This is a genomic window from Vibrio sp. 2134-1 (assembly GCF_033339495.1).
In genome coordinates this window covers 146,688-167,559 of sequence record NZ_JAWOUS010000006.1, presented here as the reverse complement: position 1 = coordinate 167,559, position 20,872 = coordinate 146,688, and the positions used below count along the sequence as shown (strand labels likewise).

General features: G+C 45.5%; 20 protein-coding genes. 18 read left to right on the top strand and 2 right to left on the bottom strand.

Going from position 1 to position 20,872, the window contains the following annotated elements; genetic code table 11:
* Window positions 1-195: hypothetical protein (locus R7R78_RS09765; protein WP_206949545.1), on the top strand; the 195-nt coding region annotated here is incomplete at its 5' end.
* Between the two features lie 13 nt (window positions 196-208).
* Here the strand turns inward: R7R78_RS09765 and R7R78_RS09760 are convergent.
* On the bottom strand, window positions 209-1,387 hold the full coding sequence (locus R7R78_RS09760) for a 2-octaprenyl-3-methyl-6-methoxy-1,4-benzoquinol hydroxylase (protein ID WP_005384117.1): 1,179 nt from the start codon (window positions 1,385-1,387) through the stop codon (window positions 209-211).
* A gap of 257 nt (window positions 1,388-1,644) precedes the next feature.
* Between R7R78_RS09760 and miaB the strand changes: the two genes are divergently transcribed.
* The 5 genes from miaB (at window position 1,645) to lnt (ending at window position 7,263) form a co-directional block, all read left to right on the top strand.
* Complete coding sequence (gene miaB, locus R7R78_RS09755) at window positions 1,645-3,069, top strand: tRNA (N6-isopentenyl adenosine(37)-C2)-methylthiotransferase MiaB (protein ID WP_005373038.1); 1,425 nt, start codon at window positions 1,645-1,647, stop codon at window positions 3,067-3,069.
* 73 nt (window positions 3,070-3,142) lie between these two features.
* On the top strand, window positions 3,143-4,240 hold the full coding sequence (locus R7R78_RS09750) for a PhoH family protein (protein ID WP_005373033.1): 1,098 nt from the start codon (window positions 3,143-3,145) through the stop codon (window positions 4,238-4,240).
* A 2-nt stretch (window positions 4,241-4,242) separates the two neighbouring features.
* Entirely contained in the window at window positions 4,243-4,707 is a 465-nt protein-coding gene (ybeY, locus tag R7R78_RS09745; protein WP_005373030.1) for an rRNA maturation RNase YbeY, read from the top strand.
* A gap of 105 nt (window positions 4,708-4,812) precedes the next feature.
* Window positions 4,813-5,712: a CNNM family magnesium/cobalt transport protein CorC gene (gene corC / locus R7R78_RS09740; protein ID WP_005384118.1), complete on the top strand. Its 900-nt coding sequence runs from the start codon at window positions 4,813-4,815 to the stop codon at window positions 5,710-5,712.
* A 33-nt stretch (window positions 5,713-5,745) separates the two neighbouring features.
* Window positions 5,746-7,263, top strand: a complete 1,518-nt coding sequence (gene lnt / locus R7R78_RS09735) for an apolipoprotein N-acyltransferase (RefSeq protein ID WP_054576929.1) — start codon at window positions 5,746-5,748, stop codon at window positions 7,261-7,263.
* Window positions 7,264-7,347: 84 nt separating this feature from the next.
* On the opposite strand, the gene R7R78_RS09730 is transcribed toward lnt, so the two are convergent.
* Entirely contained in the window at window positions 7,348-7,818 is a 471-nt protein-coding gene (locus R7R78_RS09730) for a zinc ribbon-containing protein (RefSeq protein ID WP_005373024.1), read from the bottom strand.
* Window positions 7,819-7,971: 153 nt separating this feature from the next.
* Here R7R78_RS09730 and leuS point away from each other — a divergent pair, with 153 nt between their 5' ends.
* The 12 genes from leuS to lipA all read left to right on the top strand — a co-directional run bounded on the left by leuS (window position 7,972) and on the right by lipA (window position 20,505).
* Window positions 7,972-10,545 (top strand): leucine--tRNA ligase, encoded by a 2,574-nt coding sequence (leuS, locus tag R7R78_RS09725; protein ID WP_005391313.1) that lies wholly within the window; start codon window positions 7,972-7,974, stop codon window positions 10,543-10,545.
* 152 nt (window positions 10,546-10,697) lie between these two features.
* The gene (gene lptE, locus R7R78_RS09720; protein ID WP_005373019.1) at window positions 10,698-11,237 is read left to right on the top strand and encodes an LPS assembly lipoprotein LptE; all 540 of its coding nucleotides are present in this window, start codon (window positions 10,698-10,700) and stop codon (window positions 11,235-11,237) included.
* Between the two features lie 5 nt (window positions 11,238-11,242).
* The gene (holA, locus tag R7R78_RS09715) at window positions 11,243-12,262 is read left to right on the top strand and encodes a DNA polymerase III subunit delta (protein ID WP_042521234.1); all 1,020 of its coding nucleotides are present in this window, start codon (window positions 11,243-11,245) and stop codon (window positions 12,260-12,262) included.
* 88 nt (window positions 12,263-12,350) lie between these two features.
* Window positions 12,351-12,668 (top strand): ribosome silencing factor, encoded by a 318-nt coding sequence (gene rsfS / locus R7R78_RS09710; protein ID WP_005373015.1) that lies wholly within the window; start codon window positions 12,351-12,353, stop codon window positions 12,666-12,668.
* Between the two features lie 4 nt (window positions 12,669-12,672).
* Window positions 12,673-13,143: a 23S rRNA (pseudouridine(1915)-N(3))-methyltransferase RlmH gene (gene rlmH / locus R7R78_RS09705; protein WP_017821762.1), complete on the top strand. Its 471-nt coding sequence runs from the start codon at window positions 12,673-12,675 to the stop codon at window positions 13,141-13,143.
* Between the two features lie 29 nt (window positions 13,144-13,172).
* Window positions 13,173-15,086 (top strand): penicillin-binding protein 2, encoded by a 1,914-nt coding sequence (mrdA, locus tag R7R78_RS09700; RefSeq protein ID WP_225473470.1) that lies wholly within the window; start codon window positions 13,173-13,175, stop codon window positions 15,084-15,086.
* Between the two features lie 2 nt (window positions 15,087-15,088).
* The gene (gene rodA / locus R7R78_RS09695) at window positions 15,089-16,210 is read left to right on the top strand and encodes a rod shape-determining protein RodA (RefSeq protein ID WP_005384128.1); all 1,122 of its coding nucleotides are present in this window, start codon (window positions 15,089-15,091) and stop codon (window positions 16,208-16,210) included.
* Between the two features lie 2 nt (window positions 16,211-16,212).
* Window positions 16,213-17,016 carry a septal ring lytic transglycosylase RlpA family protein gene (locus R7R78_RS09690; RefSeq protein ID WP_017635670.1) on the top strand — a complete coding sequence of 268 codons (804 nt, stop codon included), beginning with the start codon at window positions 16,213-16,215 and terminating at the stop codon, window positions 17,014-17,016.
* 91 nt (window positions 17,017-17,107) lie between these two features.
* On the top strand, window positions 17,108-18,286 hold the full coding sequence (locus tag R7R78_RS09685) for a serine hydrolase (protein WP_005384132.1): 1,179 nt from the start codon (window positions 17,108-17,110) through the stop codon (window positions 18,284-18,286).
* Between the two features lie 139 nt (window positions 18,287-18,425).
* Window positions 18,426-18,704, top strand: coding sequence for a DUF493 family protein YbeD (gene ybeD / locus R7R78_RS09680; protein WP_005384135.1), 279 nt, complete (start codon window positions 18,426-18,428; stop codon window positions 18,702-18,704).
* Between the two features lie 176 nt (window positions 18,705-18,880).
* Entirely contained in the window at window positions 18,881-19,543 is a 663-nt protein-coding gene (lipB, locus tag R7R78_RS09675) for a lipoyl(octanoyl) transferase LipB (RefSeq protein WP_005384137.1), read from the top strand.
* Window positions 19,540-20,505, top strand: coding sequence for a lipoyl synthase (gene lipA, locus R7R78_RS09670; RefSeq protein ID WP_005391329.1), 966 nt, complete (start codon window positions 19,540-19,542; stop codon window positions 20,503-20,505). Before lipB ends, lipA begins: the two co-directional genes overlap by 4 nt.
* The last annotated feature ends 367 nt before the right edge of the window (window positions 20,506-20,872 follow it).

Genomic DNA, 20,872 nt, shown 5'->3' with positions numbered 1-20,872 from the left:
GAATTGGTAGACGCACCAGATTTAGGTTCTGGCGCCGCAAGGTGTGAGAGTTCAAGTCTCTCCTTCCGCACCATTATCGGAAAACCCAGCATGACTTTGCTGGGTTTTTTCTTTTTTTGGTTCTGGACTCGGGAAATCATTAGATTTGCCGAATTAAAAAAGCGAGCTCATGGCTCGCTTTTTTTCTATCTGTGATTTGAGTAGCTTACTACATACCTAACGCGTATTTCAGTACTTGAGCCTTAATTGGCCCTGAGTTTTCAGCAAGCTTCAATGCAGCATTACGTACGAACTTCAATGGCCCTAGATCGTTGCTAAAACCTTTATAGAAAAAGTCCATGCCCGTCTGCATGAGTAAGTTGTCAGGTCGACGTGCGCGTTCGTATTTCGCGAGTAAGGTATCTTCCAGCTTTTCTTGTTGTTCTGTTACCGAAAGGAGAACGTCTACATCTTTGAAGCCTAAGTTTACCCCTTGCCCTGCAAGCGGGTTGATCGTATGGGCAGAGTCACCCACTAACACGCAATTTTTGCTTGAGTAGCTTTGCGCATGACGACGAGTGAGTGGGAATGAGCCAAACTGTAAAACTTCAATATCGCCTAATTCAGCAGGGAAATGACGTAAAATTTCTTCTCTTAGTTGAGGTTTACTCATCGCACACAGTTGTTTAATACGTTTAGGCGAGTCATACCAAACCAAAGAACCTTGGCCTACTACTTGACCATCGTCGTTACTCAAAGAGCACAGAGGTAAAAATGAACGTGGGCCTGAAGGTGTAAATTGTTGCCAAGTAATATCTTGCTGAGGCAATTCTGTTTTCACGTTAATCAACATGCAGTGTTGTCGGTAATCCCACGCAGTTACACCAATTCCAGCCAATTGACGAACTTTAGAGTTTGCACCATCAGCACCAATCACCCAGTTAGCTTCAAACTGCGCCCCACTTTCTAGTGTCACAAGATTTACATCTGCAAACTCAATGGCTTTTAATCGCTCAGGACACATCACGGTTAGATTTTCATACTGAGAGAAGACTTGCCAAAGACCTAATTGGATTAGGCGGTTTTCAACGATGTAACCTAGCTGATCCAATGACAATTCATCAGAGTGAAAACGAGTACGGCACTCTGGGTGCTCCCAAGTTTCTAAGCGCCGATAAGGACAAACTCGCATGCTCTTGATCTCTGGCCATGCTCCGAGTGAATCAAGTAACTCCACCGACTGGTGCGAGATTGCAGATACACGAATATCCATCGCCTGAGCGGCATCAAAAACTTTAGGTTTTGTACCTTCGACCAAGACAACGCTTCTGCCCTGCTTGGCAAATCCAACAGCGACGGCTGCCCCAACCATACCGCCACCGATCACGGCGATGTCATACTTGTTCATTTTTCACTCTTCATCGTGCTGATTAATTGGCGTTTTTTATTGTACTTTCCATGGCTATTTTTACAAAATTGTTTAACAAAAAACCTTGTTCTGCATAGGGCGAAAAACTAGATTTCATCAGGCTTTGCAGAGAATTAGCTAGATCACTAGTCAGGTGCTTTTTAAAGCAGTACAATACGCCGCTTACCGCCGTGATGGCGGCTATAATTTGAGCAATAGCTCTCCGATTTAAGTACAACTGAACGAGCGAAAGTGAGATGAGTAAGAAACTGCTAATTAAAACCTGGGGCTGCCAGATGAACGAATACGATTCATCAAAAATGGCCGACCTGCTTAATGCTGCAAACGGCTACGAGCTGACGGAAGAGCCAGAGGAAGCAGACGTACTTCTACTTAACACCTGTTCGATCCGTGAAAAAGCGCAAGAGAAAGTTTTCCACCAGTTAGGCCGCTGGAAAACACTAAAAGATAAAAAACCTGGCGTAGTTATCGGTGTAGGTGGTTGTGTAGCAACGCAAGAAGGTGACCATATTCGTGAACGTGCACCATACGTTGACGTTATTTTTGGCCCACAAACTTTGCACCGCCTACCTGAGATGATCAAACAATCTCAGTCCGATGATGCACCAGTTATGGACATTTCGTTCCCAGAGATCGAAAAATTCGACCGCCTACCTGAACCTCGCGCTGAAGGTGCGACAGCATTCGTTTCTATTATGGAAGGCTGCTCTAAGTACTGTACTTACTGCGTCGTACCGTACACTCGTGGTGAAGAAGTAAGCCGTCCAATGGATGACGTACTGTTCGAAATCGCCCAACTTGCTGAACAAGGCGTACGTGAAGTAAACCTTCTGGGTCAAAACGTAAACGCGTACCGTGGTCCTATGCACGATGGTGAGATCTGTTCATTTGCAGAACTGCTTCGTTTGGTTGCGTCTATCGATGGTATCGACCGTATTCGTTTCACGACGAGCCACCCGTTAGAATTCACAGACGACATCATCGCAGTATACGAAGATACGCCAGAACTTGTGAGCTTCCTGCACTTACCTGTGCAAAGTGGTAGTGACCGTATCCTAACGATGATGAAACGCCCTCACACCGCTATCGAATACAAATCGATCATCCGTAAACTGCGTAAAGCTCGTCCTGATATCCAAATCAGTTCAGACTTTATTGTTGGTTTCCCTGGTGAGACAGACAAAGACTTCCAAGACACCATGAAGCTAATCAAAGATGTAGACTTTGACATGAGCTTCAGCTTTATTTTCTCTCCACGTCCAGGTACGCCAGCAGCGGATTACCCTTGTGATGTGTCAGAACAAGTGAAGAAAGAGCGCCTTTACGAACTACAGCAAACTATCAATGCTCAAGCGATGCGTTACTCTCGCTTAATGCTTGGCACAGAACAACGTGTTCTAGTTGAAGGTCCTTCGAAGAAAAACCTAATGGAACTACGCGCTCGTACAGAAAACAACCGTGTAGTAAACTTTGAAGGTAGTGCAGACCTAATTGGTCAGTTCGTTGATGTGAAGATCGTAGACGTATTTGCAAACTCACTGCGTGGTGAGCTAGTACGTACTGAAAAAGACATGGATCTTCGTAGTGTGATTTCCCCAACGCAGATGATGGCGAAAACACGTCGCGAAGATGAGCTGGGTGTAGCTACTTTTACGCCGTAAGCTCGTATAAATAGCCATAGAGAGCCTGGTCGTTATCAGGCTCTCACTAAGTGGCAAAAAATGAGAGGCAACATTGAGCAATAAAATCGTAACTCTAGAAATTAACCTAGAACCTTCAGACAACCGCCGACTAGCTAGCCTGTGCGGTCCATTCGATGACAACATCAAGCATTTAGAACGTCGTCTAGGCGTTGAAATTAACCACCGTAGTGACCACTTTACGATTGTCGGTAAACCTCATACCGCATCAGCTGCGCTGGATATCCTGAAAACTCTATATGTTGATACCGCACCTGTACGAGGTGAGATCCCAGATATTGAGCCTGAGCAAATCCATCTAGCGATCAAAGAATCTGGTGTTCTTGAGCAGAATACTGAGTCTAACATCGAGCATGGTAAAGAAGTCTTCGTCAAAACCAAGAAAGGTGTGATCAAACCACGTACGCCAAACCAAGCGCAGTACTTGGTTAACATGGTCACGCATGATATTTCTTTTGGTATTGGCCCGGCTGGTACAGGTAAAACCTACCTTGCTGTAGCAGCAGCTGTTGACGCACTAGAGCGCCAAGAGATCCGCCGTATTCTACTTACTCGTCCAGCGGTTGAAGCTGGTGAGAAATTGGGCTTCCTGCCTGGTGATTTAAGCCAGAAAGTCGACCCATACCTACGTCCGCTATACGACGCCCTATTTGAAATGCTGGGCTTTGAGCGCGTAGAGAAGCTGATTGAACGTAACGTGATTGAGGTTGCTCCTCTTGCTTACATGCGTGGTCGTACTCTAAACGACGCCTTCATCATTCTTGATGAGAGTCAGAACACCACTGTTGAGCAGATGAAGATGTTCCTAACGCGTATTGGTTTTAACTCTCGCGCGGTTATCACTGGTGATGTCACGCAGATTGACTTACCTCGTGGTGCGAAATCGGGTCTTCGTCATGCTATTGAAGTACTAAGCGAAGTTGACGACATCAGCTTTAACTTCTTCTTAGCCGACGACGTTGTACGTCACCCTGTGGTTGCTCGTATCGTTAACGCGTACGAGAAGTGGGAAGCACAAGACCAGAAAGAGCGTAAAGAGTTCGAGAAACGCCGTCGTGAAGAACGCGATGCGAAGTTACTAGAAGCAGCAAAAGCCGAACTGAATGCACAAGTTGCTTCAACTAAGGAATAATCATGGCGATTGAACTTGATCTGCAACTGGCAGTCGAAAATGAAGAAGGTCTGCCTTCGCAGCAAGATTTCCAATTGTGGCTAGATAAGACAATCCCTCTCTTCCAGCCACAAGCCGAAGTCACCATTCGTATTGTTGATGAACAAGAAAGTCATACGCTCAACCATGAGTATCGCGGCAAAGATAAACCAACTAATGTGTTGTCGTTTCCATTTGAAGCACCTCCTGGTATGGAAATAGATTTACTTGGTGATTTGATTATTTGCCGCCAAGTTGTTGAAAAAGAGGCGGTTGAACAGAGCAAGCCTCTGCTAGCACATTGGGCGCATATGGTTGTACATGGCAGCTTGCATCTGCTAGGTTATGATCATATAGAGGATGACGAAGCCGAAGAGATGGAGTCCCTCGAAACCGAAATCATGCAAGGTATGGGTTATGAAGATCCTTACATTGCTGAAAAAGAGTAGCTATTGGCCACTCGACAGGGAAAGGCGAACCACCTAAATGACTCTCGTGTTCGCCTCTCTATGTGTGCTATCACACTTCTGATAGCGTTACTTAATTGAGAAACAATGAACGAAGATAATTCTCCCTCTTCTAACGAAGATAAGAAAGAAAAGGCAGAAGGTCCGAGTAGAAAGTCCTTCTTTGAACGTCTAGGTCAACTATTTCAGGGCGAACCAAAAGATCGCCAAGAGCTTGTGGATGTTATCCGCGACTCTGAAGTTAACGACCTGATTGACCATGACACTCGCGATATGCTTGAAGGTGTTATGGAAATCTCCGAAATGCGTGTGCGTGACATTATGATCCCGCGTTCGCAAATGGTTACAGTTGAGCGTACTCACGACCTTGATACCTTGGTTGCTTTGATTACCGATGCTCAACACTCTCGCTACCCTGTGATCAGCGAAGATAAAGACCATGTGGAAGGCATACTTCTAGCGAAGGACTTACTTAAATACTTAGGCTCAGGCAGTAATCCATTTGATATCGAAGAAGTCATTCGACCAGCGGTTGTAGTACCGGAAAGTAAACGCGTTGATCGACTGCTGAAAGAATTCCGTGAAGAACGTTATCATATGGCCATTGTTGTCGATGAATTCGGTGGTGTTTCTGGTCTTGTGACCATTGAAGATATCCTTGAGGAAATCGTCGGGGATATTGAAGATGAATTCGATGAAAGTGAAGAGACGGACATTCGTAAGCTGAGCAAGCATACGTTTGCTGTCAGAGCGCTGACAACCATCGAAGAGTTTAATGAGACATTCGGAACCAACTTCAGCGATGAGGAAGTTGATACCGTTGGTGGTATGGTCATGACTGCCTTTGGTCACTTACCTTCTCGTGGTGAACTGGTTGAAATTGAAGGCTACAACTTCAAAGTCACCGCTGCCGATAACCGTCGTGTCATTCAACTCCAAGTGACGATCCCAGACGAAGAAACCCTGGTTGAAGCCACTCAAGAGTAACGCGATACCCATTGGGAATCTCAGAAAATTACAATGATGAATGAACTCTTTCATCGCCTTAAGCGGCCCTTAGTGGCCGCTTTTGTTGGCGCCTCTACTACACTCGCTTTCGCTCCTTACCAGCTGTGGCCTATTGCCATTCTTAGCCCTGCAATTCTACTGATTCTTCTTGCTAACCAAACTCCGAAACGCGCACTATGGATTGGTTATGCTTGGGGGTTAGGTCAATTTGCAACTGGCGTTAGCTGGGTTTACGTCAGTATCTCCGGTTTTGGCGGTATGCCGCTCATTGCCAATTTATTTTTAATGGGCTTGCTTGTTGCCTACTTGGCTGTTTATTCAGGCTTATTTGCTTGGCTCAACAACAAGCTGTTTCCTCAATTTACGCTCACAAAAGCACTTCTCGCTGCACCTGCTTTATGGCTGATCAGTGATTGGTTGCGTGGTTGGGTGATGACTGGCTTCCCTTGGTTATGGCTAGGCTATAGCCAGATAGATGCTCCACTCGCAAGCTTTGCACCAATTGGCGGCGTAGAACTGCTTACTCTATTTATCCTTATCAGCGCAGGGGCGTTAGCCTATGCCTGGATTCATAAGCAGTGGCTGATGGTGATTATCCCTGCGGTGCTACTCAGTACTGGCTTTGGGATTCGCAACTACGATTGGGTAACACCCCGACCAGAAGACACGACTAAGCTCGCACTAATTCAAGGTAACGTAGACCAAAACCTAAAGTGGCTACCAAGTCAACGCTGGCCAACCATCATGAAGTACGCTGACTTAACTCGTGAAAACTGGGACGCTGACATTATCGTTTGGCCAGAAGCAGCAATTCCCGCTTTTGAAATTGAAGTGCCTTCATTTTTGAGCAATATCGACAGCGCTGCAAAAATGAATAACAGCGCAATCATCACCGGTGTCGTCAACCAAGCTGAAGATCGACAGTTCTACAACAGTATTCTGTCCCTAGGCATCACACCATACGGTGACTACAGCTTCGATTTAAGCGAACGTTACCATAAGCATCACCTACTACCATTTGGTGAGTTTGTACCATTTGAAGATATTTTGCGCCCATTAGCGCCATTCTTTAACCTACCGATGTCGTCGTTTAGCCGTGGGGCTTTTGTGCAGCCAAACATCGTTGCGAATGGCATGCACATGGCACCAGCGCTTTGCTATGAGATCATCTTTAATGAGCAAGTGCGTCAAAATGTGACTGACGAAACAGACTTCATTCTAACGCTTTCAAATGATGCATGGTTTGGTCACTCTATCGGTCCTCTTCAGCATATGGAGATCGCCCGTATGCGTGCCTTAGAGTTAGGTAAACCGCTCATCCGCTCGACTAACAACGGATTAACAGCGGTAACCGATCACAAAGGTAAAATCGTTGAGCAAGTACCGCAGTTTGAAACTGCAGTACTGCGCGCAGAGCTCACCCCAACCAATGGACAAACGCCATATCGAGTCCTTGGTACTTGGCCATTGTATATTTGGGTTGGGTTAAGTTTAGCTCTGGCTTTCGGCTTAAGAAGAAAACAGAGCTGATAACAGCTTGAAAGTAGAAAAGACAAAAAAGAGGCGACTAAGCCTCTTTTTTATTCATAGCATTATACTGTCGTTACGCGCCATTTATGGCTTTAATGACTGACGAGTAAAGCCTTTGTGACCACATTTAATACACGGAATGATTACAGTTGGGTGGTTATACGTTGTCTTGTGACCACACTCATCACAGACTAAAGTGCCTAAGCCTATCACCTCTCCTGCTTCATATAGCCCTTGATGCTCTAAGTCATCGAACAACTCAACCCACTCAACTTTAGTTCGGTCAGTAATCTCTAACAGCCCTTGCCATATCGAGTCCGCAATCGTTAAGTAAAACGGGCCGCTTTTGCTATCCTCGTAACTCTCTGAAAACTCTTTTAAGTCGGCTTTAAGGTACGCTTTGATTAAAGCCAATTCATCTTTGGTCAAGTCATTAGCAGCATCCACCACTTTGCCCGACGTCTCAATCGCTTTGTTAACTTCTTCCGGACTGTGCTTCAAGGTTTCAATCACATCCTCGAGCATTTCCTCATAACCTGTTTTACGTTTAGGCATAACTGACCTCCATCTTTCTCCTACCTGCGTCACTTAAGGGCGCATGGGTACAGATTGGCTATTGTTGTGATCCCTAGCTTTAGGTATTCTATGACGATCTATTTAAGTCTGTTCTAACCGAACTCACAAATTCCAAGATAACGGATACCATCGATGCAAGAACAATACAACCCACAAGATATTGAACAAAAAGTTCAAAAGCACTGGGATGACAACAAAACCTTTGTTGTAAGTGAAGACCCAAATAAAGAAAAATTCTACTGTCTGTCCATGTTCCCATACCCAAGTGGTCGACTGCACATGGGTCACGTGCGCAACTACACTATCGGTGATGTAGTATCTCGTTTCCAACGCCTACAAGGCAAAAACGTGATGCAACCAATCGGTTGGGACGCATTCGGTCTACCTGCAGAAAACGCAGCAGTAAAAAACAAAACTGCGCCAGCACCTTGGACTTACGAAAACATCGAATACATGAAGAACCAACTTAAGCTTCTAGGCTTTGGTTACGATTGGAACCGTGAATTCGCAACATGTACACCGGAGTACTACCGCTGGGAACAAGAGTTCTTCACTAAACTTTACGAGAAAGGTTTAGTTTACAAAAAGACTTCTTCTGTTAACTGGTGTCCTAACGACCAAACTGTTCTTGCAAACGAGCAGGTTGAAGACGGTTGTTGCTGGCGTTGTGATACGCCTGTAGAGCAAAAAGAAATCCCTCAATGGTTCATCAAAATCACTGAATACGCTCAAGAGCTACTAGACGACCTAGACAAGCTTGAAGGTTGGCCTGAAATGGTGAAAACCATGCAGCGCAACTGGATTGGCCGCTCTGAAGGCGTTGAGCTGAAGTTTGAAGTTAAGGGTCAACAAGATCTAGAAGTTTACACAACACGTCCAGATACGCTAATGGGTGTGACTTACGTGGGTATCGCAGCCGGCCACCCTCTTGCAGCTCTTGCAGCAGAGAACAATCCAGAGCTTGCAGCGTTTATCGACGAATGTAAGAACAACAAGGTTGCAGAAGCTGAGCTAGCGACAATGGAGAAGAAAGGTATGGCAACTGGCCTTACTGCTATTCATCCATTGAACGGCCGCGAAGTACCAGTATACGTAGCAAACTTCGTTCTGATGGACTACGGTACAGGCGCGGTAATGGCTGTACCTGCGCACGACCAACGTGACTACGAGTTCGCAACGAAGTACGGTCTAGACATCGTGCCAGTTATCAAGCCTGCTGATGGCAGCGAGCTAGACATCTCTGAAGCAGCATACACTGAGAAAGGTGTACTGTTCGATTCAGGTGAATTCGATGGCCTAGAATTCCAAGCGGCATTCGACGCAATCGCAGCGAAGCTAGAAGCAGAGGGCAAAGGCACTAAGACTGTAAACTTCCGTCTACGCGACTGGGGTGTATCTCGTCAACGTTACTGGGGCGCACCAATCCCAATGGTAACGACTGAAGACGGTGAAGTTCACCCAGTACCTGCTGACCAACTACCAGTGATTCTTCCAGAAGACGTGGTAATGGACGGCGTCACTAGCCCAATCAAAGCAGACAAAGAGTGGGCGAAGACAACCTTTAACGGCGAACCTGCTCTACGTGAGACAGATACGTTCGATACGTTCATGGAATCTTCTTGGTACTACGCGCGTTACTGTTCACCACAAGCGGACGACATCCTAGACCCAGAAAAAGCAAACTACTGGCTACCAGTAGATCAGTACATCGGTGGTATCGAGCACGCTTGTATGCACCTACTGTACTCACGCTTCTTCCACAAACTACTGCGCGATGCGGGTTACGTAACTTCTGACGAACCGTTCAAGCAACTACTGTGTCAAGGCATGGTACTGGCTGATGCGTTCTACTTCGAGAACGAGAAAGGCGGCAAAGAGTGGGTAGCTCCAACAGACGTAGCCGTTGAACGTGATGGTAAAGGCCGCATTACTTCTGCTAAAGACACTGAAGGTCGTGATGTAACGCACTCAGGCATGATCAAGATGTCTAAGTCTAAGAACAACGGTATCGACCCTCAAGAAATGGTAGACAAGTACGGCGCTGACACAGTACGTCTATTCATGATGTTCGCGTCTCCAGCGGACATGACACTTGAATGGCAAGAGTCTGGCGTAGAAGGTGCGAACCGCTTCCTAAAACGTGTTTGGAAACTAGTGAAAGAGCACACAGCGAAAGGCGCAGCAGAAGCAGTAGATACCGCAGCGCTTTCTGGTGATCAAAAAGCACTTCGCCGTGACGTTCACAAGACTATCGCGAAAGTGACGGACGATATCGCTCGTCGTCAAACATTCAACACCGCGATCGCAGCGATCATGGAGCTGATGAACAAACTAGCGAAAGCGCCTCAAGAATCTGCGCAAGATCGTGCAATCCTTGACGAGGCACTGAAAGCTATTGTTGTCATGCTTTACCCTATCACTCCGCATATCTCATACGAGCTATGGGCAGCACTAGGGGAAACAGACATTGATAACGCGGCATGGCCGACGTTTGACGAAAAAGCGCTAGTTGAAGACGAAAAAACTATCGTTGTTCAAGTTAACGGTAAGCTACGTGCGAAGCTAACAGTCCCAGCTGATATCTCTAAAGACGATATCGAACAGCTTGGTCTAAACGACGAAAACGTGGTTAAGTTCACTGATGGCCTGACTATTCGTAAAGTTATTTACGTTCCAGGTAAACTGCTGAACATCGTTGCAAACTAATCGCAGCTGTCAATTTGTCTCTGTTTAGCGAACTTATTTGTTAACCAAGAGTCATTAAACAGGGTAGTTTTCTACCCTGTTTATTTACCTCAAACCATTCACATGAGTGGTTTAAGGTAAATAACCCCTTCAATTTAGGATGAATACAATCAATGCGCTTTTTCTCTTTGATTAAACTACCAGTGGTATTGGTATTAGCGGGGCTTCTTTCTGCCTGTGGTTTTCACCTTCGCGGCGAGTATTCCGTACCGGAAGAGCTGCACACTATGTCTTTCTCCAGCTACGATGAATACAGTGAATTAACTCGCTATGTTCGCTCTCAACTCGAACTGAACAAAGTTGAACTTGTTCAACCATCATCGACGGTACCCAACCTTCATTTGACGGAAGCGACAATCGATGAGCGTACACTATCGCTTTATCAAAATAGCCGTGCAGCAGAAAAAGAGCTGACATACGTAGTAAAATACCGTGTGACGATTCCTGGCTATGGCTCTAAAAACTTTACGACAACAGTAAACCGCAATTACCTAGACAACCCGTTAACGGCACTTGCAAAATCTGTTGAACGTGACGTAATTGAAGACGAGATGCGCTTGCAAGCTGCAAAACAAATGATGCGCCAGTTGGGTCGTATCCGTGCCGAATATGAAGCAGGACAAATCTCTGAGCCAGCGAACACAAACTCTTAATCACTATGCGAATTTATGCCGATAAATTAACGGATCATTTAACTAAACAAGTTAAACAGGTTTACTTAATCTTTGGTAATGAGCCGTTACTGATTCAAGAAAGCCGCCAAGCCATCCAAAAGGCAGCGTTTCAACAAGGTTTTGAGGAAAAACACCGTTTTGCGGTAGACGCAAGCATCGACTGGAATCAAGTTTACGATTGCTTCCAAGCGATGAGCCTGTTCTCAAACCGTCAATTGATCGAGCTTGAAATTCCAGAAAGTGGCGTGACAACAGCCGTCAGCAAAGAGCTGCAAACACTGTGTGATATGCTGCATGATGACATCATGCTCGTCATTGTTGGTAGCAAACTGACCAAAGCCCAAGAAAATGCGAAATGGTTCAAAGCATTAAGCTCAAAAGGCGATTGGGTAAGCTGCTTGTCGCCAGACCTTCAACGCCTACCTATGTTCATTCAGACACGTTGCCGCACGTTAGGACTAAAACCCGATCAGCAATCACTGCAAATGTTGGCTCAATGGCATGAAGGTAACCTATTTGCATTGACACAAAGCTTAGAGAAATTGGCCCTACTCTATCCGGATGGTGAGCTGACCATCATACGTTTAGAGGAAGCCCTAAGTCGCCATAATCACTTCACTACCTTTAACTGGATCGACGCCTTATTGGCAGGTAAAGCAAACCGTGCACAACGTATTCTTCGCCAACTTGAGGCGGAAGGGGTTGAGACCGTGATCTTGATTCGAAGTGTACAAAAAGAGTTGAGCCAACTTTTAAATATGCATCAAGACTTAACTCAAATGGGAATGAACCAGGTATTTGAGAAATATCGAGTTTGGCAAAACAAGCGTCCACTCTATAACGCAGCACTGGCCCGCTTATCAGCGAGTCGTATTTGTGCATTGCTCTCCTTGTTGGCTCAAGCCGAGATAAAAGCCAAAACTCAATATGACGAGTCTGTATGGCCAACTATTCATCAGTTGAGCTTAGAAACCTGCTCTCCTGATATTAAGCTGGCAATTTAAAAATCAAAGCGTGATATAGTGCGCGACCTGTTTTGCAAGCAAGAATGTAAAACACTGTAGAGATAAGAGACAAACCGAGGAAAACCGAGTGCTTCGCGAAGAACTGAAAGACTTTTTAGCTGATAAAGCCGACGACATGAAAGCGGAAGACATTATCGTCCTAAATGTGGAAGATAAATCAAGCGTGACAGATTACATGATCATCTGTACTGGTACATCCAAACGCCACGTTTCATCCATCGCTGACCATGTTGCAACAGAAGTGAAAAAAGCCGGTCTTGAGCCACTAGGAATGGAAGGTGAAAACGAAGGTGAATGGGTAGTCCTAGATATGGGCGACGCCATGCTTCACGTGATGCAAGAAGAGCACCGCGAACTCTACCAGCTAGAAAAACTCTGGGGTTAATCTTTTGAAAATTCAACTAATTGCTGTTGGCACAAAAATGCCAAAATGGGTTGAGGAAGGCTTTCAAGAATATCGTCGCCGTTTCCCGCATGATATGCCGTTGGAGTTGATTGAAATCTCTGCTGGCAAGCGTGGTAAGAATGCCGATATCGCTCGCATCCTGCAAAAAGAAGGAGAAGCGATGCTCGCGGCGGTACCAAAAGGCAACCGTATCGTCACGTTAGATATCCCAGGTAAAAAATGGGACACTCCTCAACTCGCTGAGCAGTTAGAAGCTTGGAAATTAGATGGTCGTGATGTATCAATATTAATCGGCGGTCCCGAAGGACTCGCTCCTGCATGCAAAGCTGCAGCAGACCAAAGCTGGTCATTATCTGCCTTAACGCTACCCCACCCTCTAGTGCGTATCGTAATGGCAGAAAGCTTATACCGAGCGTGGAGCATCACCGCTAACCACCCTTATCATCGCGAATAATCGTTGTTTAACTTTAGAGCCTAGCGTTAATGATTCGTAAACGCCGCAGTCAAATCCGAGATTATCAAGCCGAAGCGCGTCTGTTTGCCAGCCGCGCTATTGTTGCTTTTATCGGCATTGTTGTCTTGATGGGAGCTCTGGTTGCCAACATGTACAACATTCAGGTGAACCAGTTTCAAGACTATCAAACCCGCTCGAACGATAACCGCATCAAAGTAGTGCCTATCGCGCCTAACCGAGGTCTAATTTATGACCGAAATGGCGTTTTACTGGCAGAGAACCGTCCCGTCTTTAACTTAGAACTGACCCCAGAAAAAATTAAAGACATTGATGCAACCATCCAAGAATTACAAACTATTCTGGAAATTACACCAGACCAGATTGAACGTTTCCACCACGAGCGTAAACGGACTCGTCGATTTAAATCGGTCCCACTGCTTACCCAACTGAACGAAAAACAAGTAGCGGTATTCTCCGTCAATCAGTACCGCTTTCCAGGTGTGGAAATAAGTGCGACCTTAAAGCGCTACTACCCTTTCAGCGAAGTCTTAACCCACGTGATTGGGTATGTTTCTCGAATTAATGATCGCGACATGCAACGCCTGATCCGAGAAGAAAAAGACGCAAACTATCAAGCCACTCGCGACATTGGTAAGCTGGGTATTGAAAAATACTACGAAGACCTCTTACACGGTACAGCCGGATATCAAGAAGTCGAGGTAAACAGCCGCGGCCGAGTAATTCGTACCTTAAAGTACGTTCCACCTGTACCCGGAAAAGACATCGTTTTAAACCTTGATATCAACTTGCAGTTGTACGTACACCAATTGTTGGACGGCCGCCGAGGCAGTGCTGTAGTAATCGATCCTAGAGACAACGGCGTACTGGCTATGGTTTCAAGCCCTAGCTACGATCCTAACTCGTTCGTGCACGGAATCTCAGGTAAAGATTATCGCGCCCTTTTGAACGATAAAAACCGTCCTTTAGTCAACCGCACTACACTTGGCATTTACCCTCCTGCGTCTACCATCAAACCATTTATGGCGGTAGCCGCGCTGCAAGAAGGTGTCGTCACACCTAACACCACACGAAATGACCCTGGTTATTGGCGCATACCAAACTCCAACACACGCCCGTTTCGTGACTGGTTGCGTTGGGGGCACGGGCGCGTCGATATCATTAAGTCGATCGAAGAGTCTGTTGATACCTTCTACTATCAAATCGCTTATGACATGGGTATTGACCGTATTTCGAATTGGATGATGATGTTCGGTTTTGGTGATTACACTGGCATTGATATCTACGAAGAAAGTAAGGCGAATATGCCGACTCGTGACTGGAAAATGTCTCGCCATAAAACCCCATGGTATAAAGGTGATACGATCCCTGTGGGTATCGGCCAAGGATATTGGACAGCAACACCAATGCAAATCGCCAAAGCAACCTCCGTATTAGTAAACGAGGGAGAAGTGATCGCACCTCACTTGCTCAAAGCGACGATAGAAAATGGTAACGACTTCGAAGAGCAGCAAACGACAGAATACGTGACTTACCCACCAATCAAGAATGTGCCTAAAAAGTACTGGGATATGGCGAAAGAAGGCATGCGTCGGGTAAACCATGGCACGCGCGGAACAGCTCGCCGCTCATTCTACAAAATGAATTATGAAACAGCGGGTAAATCAGGTACTGCACAGGTCTTCGGTCTGGGTGAAAACGAAGAATACAACGCCGATGAGATCGCCGAGCACTTACGTGACCATGCGTTATTTACTGGCTTTGCACCATTTGATGATCCTAAAGTGGTCGTCACTGTAGTACTAGAAAATGCCGGTGGTGGTTCTAGTAACGGTGCCCCAGTAGTAAGGAAAATTTTTGACCGAGTCGTTCTTGGTCCAGAAGAAATTGAGCCTGAAAACAATGCGAAGAAAGAGGTAAAATAGTAATGAAGATGGATCCCTCTACAGGTAAAAATCGCGCCCTGTTTGAACGCTTCCATATCGACTTACCACTCCTACTTGGCATACTGGCCCTGATGGGGTTTGGCCTGGTGATCATGTACAGCGCCAGTGGCCAAAGTTTACTGATGATGGATCGCCAAGCCATGCGAATGGTGCTTTCACTCGTTGTGATGCTCGTCCTTGCACAGCTTTCTCCACGAACTTACGAAAGCTTGGCACCTTTGATGTTCGTTGGTGGCGTTATACTGCTTTTCGGCGTGCTGTTTTTCGGTGAAGCATCGAAAGGCGCGCAGCGTTGGCTTAACCTCGGTTTTGTGCGCTTTCAACCGTCAGAGCTATTGAAGCTCGCGGTGCCATTAATGGTGGCTCGCTATGTTGGTAGACAGCCCCTCCCACCAACGCTAAGAACACTCATTGTTGCACTGATTATGGTCTGCTTACCAACCATTCTCATTGCAAAACAGCCTGACTTAGGTACCTCGATCCTGATCGCGGCTTCCGGTATTTTTGTTATCTTCCTCGCAGGCATTAGCTGGAAAATAATTGCTGGTGCTGCGATTGCATTAGGTGGTTTCATTCCAATTCTGTGGTTTTTCTTGATGCGAGAGTACCAAAAAGTGCGAGTTCGTACTCTATTTAACCCGGAGTCTGATCCGCTAGGAGCGGGTTACCACATTATTCAGAGTAAAATTGCGATTGGCTCCGGCGGTATTTCCGGCAAAGGTTGGTTGCAAGGTACGCAGTCACAACTAGAATTTCTTCCTGAACGACACACTGACTTTATCTTTGCAGTAATTGCTGAAGAATGGGGTATGATTGGCTTCCTTTGCCTTTTAGCCATCTATCTATTTATTATTGGACGAGGTTTATATCTCGCCAGCCAAGCGCAAACCGCATTTGGACGAATGATGGCAGGCAGTATTGTACTCAGCTTCTTCGTGTATATTTTTGTAAATATTGGCATGGTAAGTGGCATCCTACCTGTAGTAGGTGTACCGTTGCCACTCATCAGTTATGGCGGCACATCAATGGTAACCTTGATGGCTGGTTTTGGTATTCTGATGTCGATTCATACGCACCGAAAAGCATTCTCTAAGGCGACCTAGACATGCAAAAACGCGCTTTATATTCCTTGGTTTTCTCTGCTCTTATTTTGGCAGGCTGTTCATCAACTAGCCAAAAAGAACAAGAAGGCCGTTACGAACTCGAATCCGATGTTGCACCGGATACACCGCTTTCAGTCGAACACATCGAGGATGCGCATCCTAAATATGAACCGTACAGCCTAGGTGGGAACAAAGATTACCACTTGCGTGGCAAAGACTACAAAATAGTTCGCAATGCGAAAGGCTTTAAAGAAAAAGGCCGAGCATCTTGGTATGGGAAAAAATTCCAAGGTCATTTGACTTCTAATGGCGAAATCTATGACATGTACTCAATGACGGCAGCGCATAAAACGCTACCGTTACCAAGTTACGTAAAAGTTACCAATACTGACAACGGCAAAACCACCATAGTACGAGTTAATGACCGAGGTCCTTTTCACGATGGCCGTATCATTGATTTAAGCTATGCCGCCGCGCACAAGTTAGATGTCATAAAAACAGGCACCGCGAACGTGGAAATTGAAGTGATCAGTATCAATCAGCCCACGGATAAAAAGTCATTAGAAGCGCACCCTAGGTACGTTATTCAAGTGGCATCATCAAAAAATGAAGAACGCGCGCGAACTTTAGGTACCGAGCTTGGTCAAAAATTGGATACAGAAACTTTCCTAGAGAGTGCGAAAGAGTCTTATCGCTTGTTGTTAGGGCCATTTACTGACTATTCCCTGACGCAAGCCACATTAGATAAAGTAAAGTTGCTCGGCTATTCGTCTGCATTTATTAAAAAACACAACACTGCCAAATGACCTCGTGTCATGAATTTCTCTTTGATCCCCCTCTTACATAACTAGGGATTCTGATAAGATGTCTGCAGTTAACCCAAAAATTTGAATTACCATGAATAAAAATAAGTTTGTGAAATCTATTCTCGTTTCTTCGGTTGCCCTTTCTGCAACTTTCGCTCAATCTGCTCTTGCATCACCTATCGTTGTTCCAGATGCCCCTCAAATCGCGGCGAAGGGCTACGTGCTGATGGATTACCATTCAGGTAAAGTACTGGCAGAGAAAGAGATGAACACAAAATTGTCTCCAGCTAGTCTGACTAAGATGATGACCAGCTATGTAATCGGCCAAGAGCTAGCGCGTGGTAATATCTCAGAAGATGATGATGTCACCATCAGTAAAAATGCGTGGGCGAAAAACTTCCCTGATTCATCAAAGATGTTCATTGAAGTAGGCACAACAGTTAAAGTACGTGACCTGAACCGAGGTATCATCGTCCAGTCAGGTAACGATGCCTGTGTTGCGATGGCAGAACATATTGCAGGTTCAGAAGATGCATTTGTTGACCTAATGAACGCTTGGGCCAACACATTGGGTATGACTAACTCGCACTTTGCCAACGTTCATGGCTTAGATAACGCAGAATTGTACTCAACACCATACGACATGGCACTGCTAGGTAAAGCACTTATCCGTGACGTACCAAATGAGTACCGAGTGTACTCAGAGAAGAAATTTACTTACAACGGCATCACCCAATACAACCGTAACGGTCTACTTTGGGATAAGAGCATGAACGTTGACGGCATCAAAACGGGTCACACAAGTAATGCGGGTTACAGCCTAGTAAGTTCAGCAACTGAAGGTCAAATGCGCTTGGTTGCGGTCGTTATGGGTACTAAAGATGCCAATGCTCGTAAGTCAGAAAGCAAAAAGCTGCTAAGCTACGGCTTCCGTTTCTTCGAAACAGTGGCACCGCACAAAGCAGGTGAAACGTTCGTAGAAGAAAAAGTGTGGATGGGTAACAAAGACACCGTAGCACTGGGTCTTGACCAAGATACTTACGTAACACTACCGCGTGGTGAAGCGAAAAACCTAAAAGCAAGCTTCGTCCTTGAAAAAGAGCTAGAAGCCCCAATTAATAAAGGTGATGTAGTTGGTAAGCTATACTATCAGATCGATGGTGAAGATATTGCCGAGTACCCACTAATGGCACTAGAAACCGTAGAGCAAGGTAGTCTATTTAGCCGCATGTGGGATTACATCGTATTGTTATTCAAGAGCTTCTTCTAAAAAGAACGTTAGAGTAGCAAACTTATTCGCAAAGCCGCCTGAATGGGCGGCTTTTTAAGTTTGAGCTCCTCGTCTTGAGTTCCCCCTAATTTGACTGTACTATTTCGCACCGCAACGAATATCTACTGGAGTTATCGATATGCTAACCATCAACTCTGATGCAAAATTAAAAGACCTGCTTGAGTTCCCTTGTTCATTTACTTACAAGGTAATGGGTCATGCAAAGCCTGAACTTCCAGAGCTTGTTCTTGAAGTTATTCAGCGCCATGCTCCAGGTGACTACAGCCCGACCGTTAAACCAAGTGCTAAGGGCAACTACCACTCTGTGTCAATCAACATTACTGCAACCTCTATCGAGCAGGTCGAGACACTGTACAAAGAGTTAGGTGAAATTGACATCGTACGCATGGTTCTATAATTTTTTGATAGATTAAATTTTTTTTGAAAGCAGCCTTGGCTGCTTTCTTTTTATTTATCAAAGAGATAACGAGGCTTTACATCACTTTCAGTTAAAAATCTGTTACGCAGCGGTAGAGCATCAGGGTTATCCGGTTTATAATCCAAAAACTTTATATATTAGCAACAGGAATTCCCATGCAACACCAACTTGTTGTAAAACGACTTGGCCGCCAAGACTATGAGCCTGTATGGAAGGCGATGCATGAGTTCACCGACCAACGCACAGAAGAAACCCGTGATGAAGTCTGGTTGGTAGAACATAACCCAGTATTTACACAAGGACAGGCAGGTAAAGCTGAGCACTTGATTAACACTGGCGATATTCCTGTTGTACAAAGTGATCGCGGAGGCCAGGTTACGTATCATGGCCCTGGTCAGTTGGTCGCCTACTTCTTGATCAACCTACGCCGTAAAAAATTAGGTGTACGAGATCTCGTTACCACAATCGAGAACCTCGTGATCAACACGCTAAAAGCATACAATATTGACTCAGCCGCACGACCTGACGCACCAGGTGTCTACGTTGCCGGTAAGAAAATATGCTCTCTCGGTTTACGCATTCGTAAAGGATGCTCGTTTCATGGTTTAGCCTTGAACGTAAATATGGATTTAACACCGTTTCTGCGTATTAACCCTTGTGGTTATGAAGGTATGGAAATGGTTCAGGTCAGCCAATTTGGCGGCCCAGACAATGTAGAAGCCGTAGAAAAACAATTAATAGAAGAACTCGTTACTTTGCTCGATTATGAGCAAGTAGAATTCAGCACAGAAGCACCTTCTCAAGGTAATAAAGCATGAGCAAACCAATCCAGATGGAAAAAGGCGTTAAATATCGTGACGCCGATAAAATGGCATTGATTCCCGTAAAGAACATGCCTACAGAGCAGAAAGAAGTGCTACGTAAGCCTGATTGGATGAAGATCAAGCTACCAGCCGACAGCCAACGAATTCAAGACATCAAAGCGGCGATGCGTAAGAATAAACTTCACTCCGTATGTGAAGAAGCATCTTGCCCGAACCTAGCGGAATGTTTTAACCACGGTACAGCAACCTTCATGATCTTAGGTGCTATTTGTACTCGTCGTTGTCCTTTCTGTGACGTTGCTCATGGCCGCCCATTACCACCGGAAGCAGAAGAGCCTCAAAAACTGGCGAAAACCATTGCCGATATGAAGCTGAAATACGTAGTAATCACTTCTGTTGACCGTGACGATCTGCGTGACGGCGGTGCACAACACTTTGCCGATTGTAACCGCGAGATCCGTGCGTTAAACCCGCATATTAAGATTGAAACACTGGTTCCTGACTTCCGTGGTCGCATGGATGTAGCGCTTGATCTAATGAAAGACAATCCGCCAGATGTCTTCAACCACAACTTAGAAACCGCGCCACGTCTTTACCGTAAAGCTCGCCCAGGTGCGAACTACAAATGGTCACTTGAGCTCCTTAAGAAGTTCAAAGAGCAGCATCCAGATGTACCGACCAAGTCTGGTTTGATGATGGGCCTTGGTGAAACCAAAGAAGAAATCATCGAAGTACTGAAAGATCTACGCGCACACGGCGTAACGATGCTGACTCTAGGCCAGTATTTAGCGCCAAGCCGTCACCACTTGCCAGTAGAACGTTACGTTCCACCATCAGAGTTTGACGAGCTAAAAGAAGTTGCACTAGAACTTGGCTTCACGCATGCAGCGTGTGGTCCATTTGTGCGCTCTTCTTACCATGCCGATATGCAAGCTCAAGGTATCGAGATTAAATAAGCTCTCGCTTGTTTTGAAAAGCTTGTTTTGAAGAGAAAAGGTTGGCTCAGTGCCAACCTTTTTTGTATCTGGCAAATGATGATAAAAAGCCATTCTACCACCGTCATTCTGAACAGCGAGGTACGAACGTGATTCAGAATCTGTTTTCAGAATACTGAGGATTTTTAGGGAAACTCTGAGTAAAAGAGTGTGCCTCAACAAGATTCCTGATCTCGCCTCGGCTCGTCGGAATGACGTGGTTTGGGTATATTGAAAAGGGACAGTGTTGGTAGCCATCCCCTTATCACACTCTCTCGCTATATCTCATTCCAAACGCCAGACAAACAAAAAGGCCCTCAAATGAGGACCTTTAGTATATCAATGTTCA

Excerpts from the sequence above, each read along its gene's own strand:
- ybeD (WP_005384135.1), top strand. The coding sequence starts at position 18,426 with ATGCTAACCATCAACTCTGATGCAAAATTAAAAGACCTGCTTGAGTTC.
- lipB (WP_005384137.1), top strand. The coding sequence starts at position 18,881 with ATGCAACACCAACTTGTTGTAAAACGACTTGGCCGCCAAGACTATGAG.
- ybeY (WP_005373030.1), top strand. The coding sequence starts at position 4,243 with ATGGCGATTGAACTTGATCTGCAACTGGCAGTCGAAAATGAAGAAGGT.
- R7R78_RS09730 (WP_005373024.1), bottom strand. The coding sequence starts at position 7,818 with ATGCCTAAACGTAAAACAGGTTATGAGGAAATGCTCGAGGATGTGATT.
- miaB (WP_005373038.1), top strand. The coding sequence starts at position 1,645 with ATGAGTAAGAAACTGCTAATTAAAACCTGGGGCTGCCAGATGAACGAA.
- mrdA (WP_225473470.1), top strand. The coding sequence starts at position 13,173 with ATGATTCGTAAACGCCGCAGTCAAATCCGAGATTATCAAGCCGAAGCG.
- lipA (WP_005391329.1), top strand. The coding sequence starts at position 19,540 with ATGAGCAAACCAATCCAGATGGAAAAAGGCGTTAAATATCGTGACGCC.
- lptE (WP_005373019.1), top strand. The coding sequence starts at position 10,698 with ATGCGCTTTTTCTCTTTGATTAAACTACCAGTGGTATTGGTATTAGCG.
- R7R78_RS09760 (WP_005384117.1), bottom strand. The coding sequence starts at position 1,387 with ATGAACAAGTATGACATCGCCGTGATCGGTGGCGGTATGGTTGGGGCA.
- leuS (WP_005391313.1), top strand. The coding sequence starts at position 7,972 with ATGCAAGAACAATACAACCCACAAGATATTGAACAAAAAGTTCAAAAG.
- corC (WP_005384118.1), top strand. The coding sequence starts at position 4,813 with ATGAACGAAGATAATTCTCCCTCTTCTAACGAAGATAAGAAAGAAAAG.
- R7R78_RS09685 (WP_005384132.1), top strand. The coding sequence starts at position 17,108 with ATGAATAAAAATAAGTTTGTGAAATCTATTCTCGTTTCTTCGGTTGCC.
- rodA (WP_005384128.1), top strand. The coding sequence starts at position 15,089 with ATGAAGATGGATCCCTCTACAGGTAAAAATCGCGCCCTGTTTGAACGC.
- lnt (WP_054576929.1), top strand. The coding sequence starts at position 5,746 with ATGATGAATGAACTCTTTCATCGCCTTAAGCGGCCCTTAGTGGCCGCT.
- R7R78_RS09690 (WP_017635670.1), top strand. The coding sequence starts at position 16,213 with ATGCAAAAACGCGCTTTATATTCCTTGGTTTTCTCTGCTCTTATTTTG.
- holA (WP_042521234.1), top strand. The coding sequence starts at position 11,243 with ATGCGAATTTATGCCGATAAATTAACGGATCATTTAACTAAACAAGTT.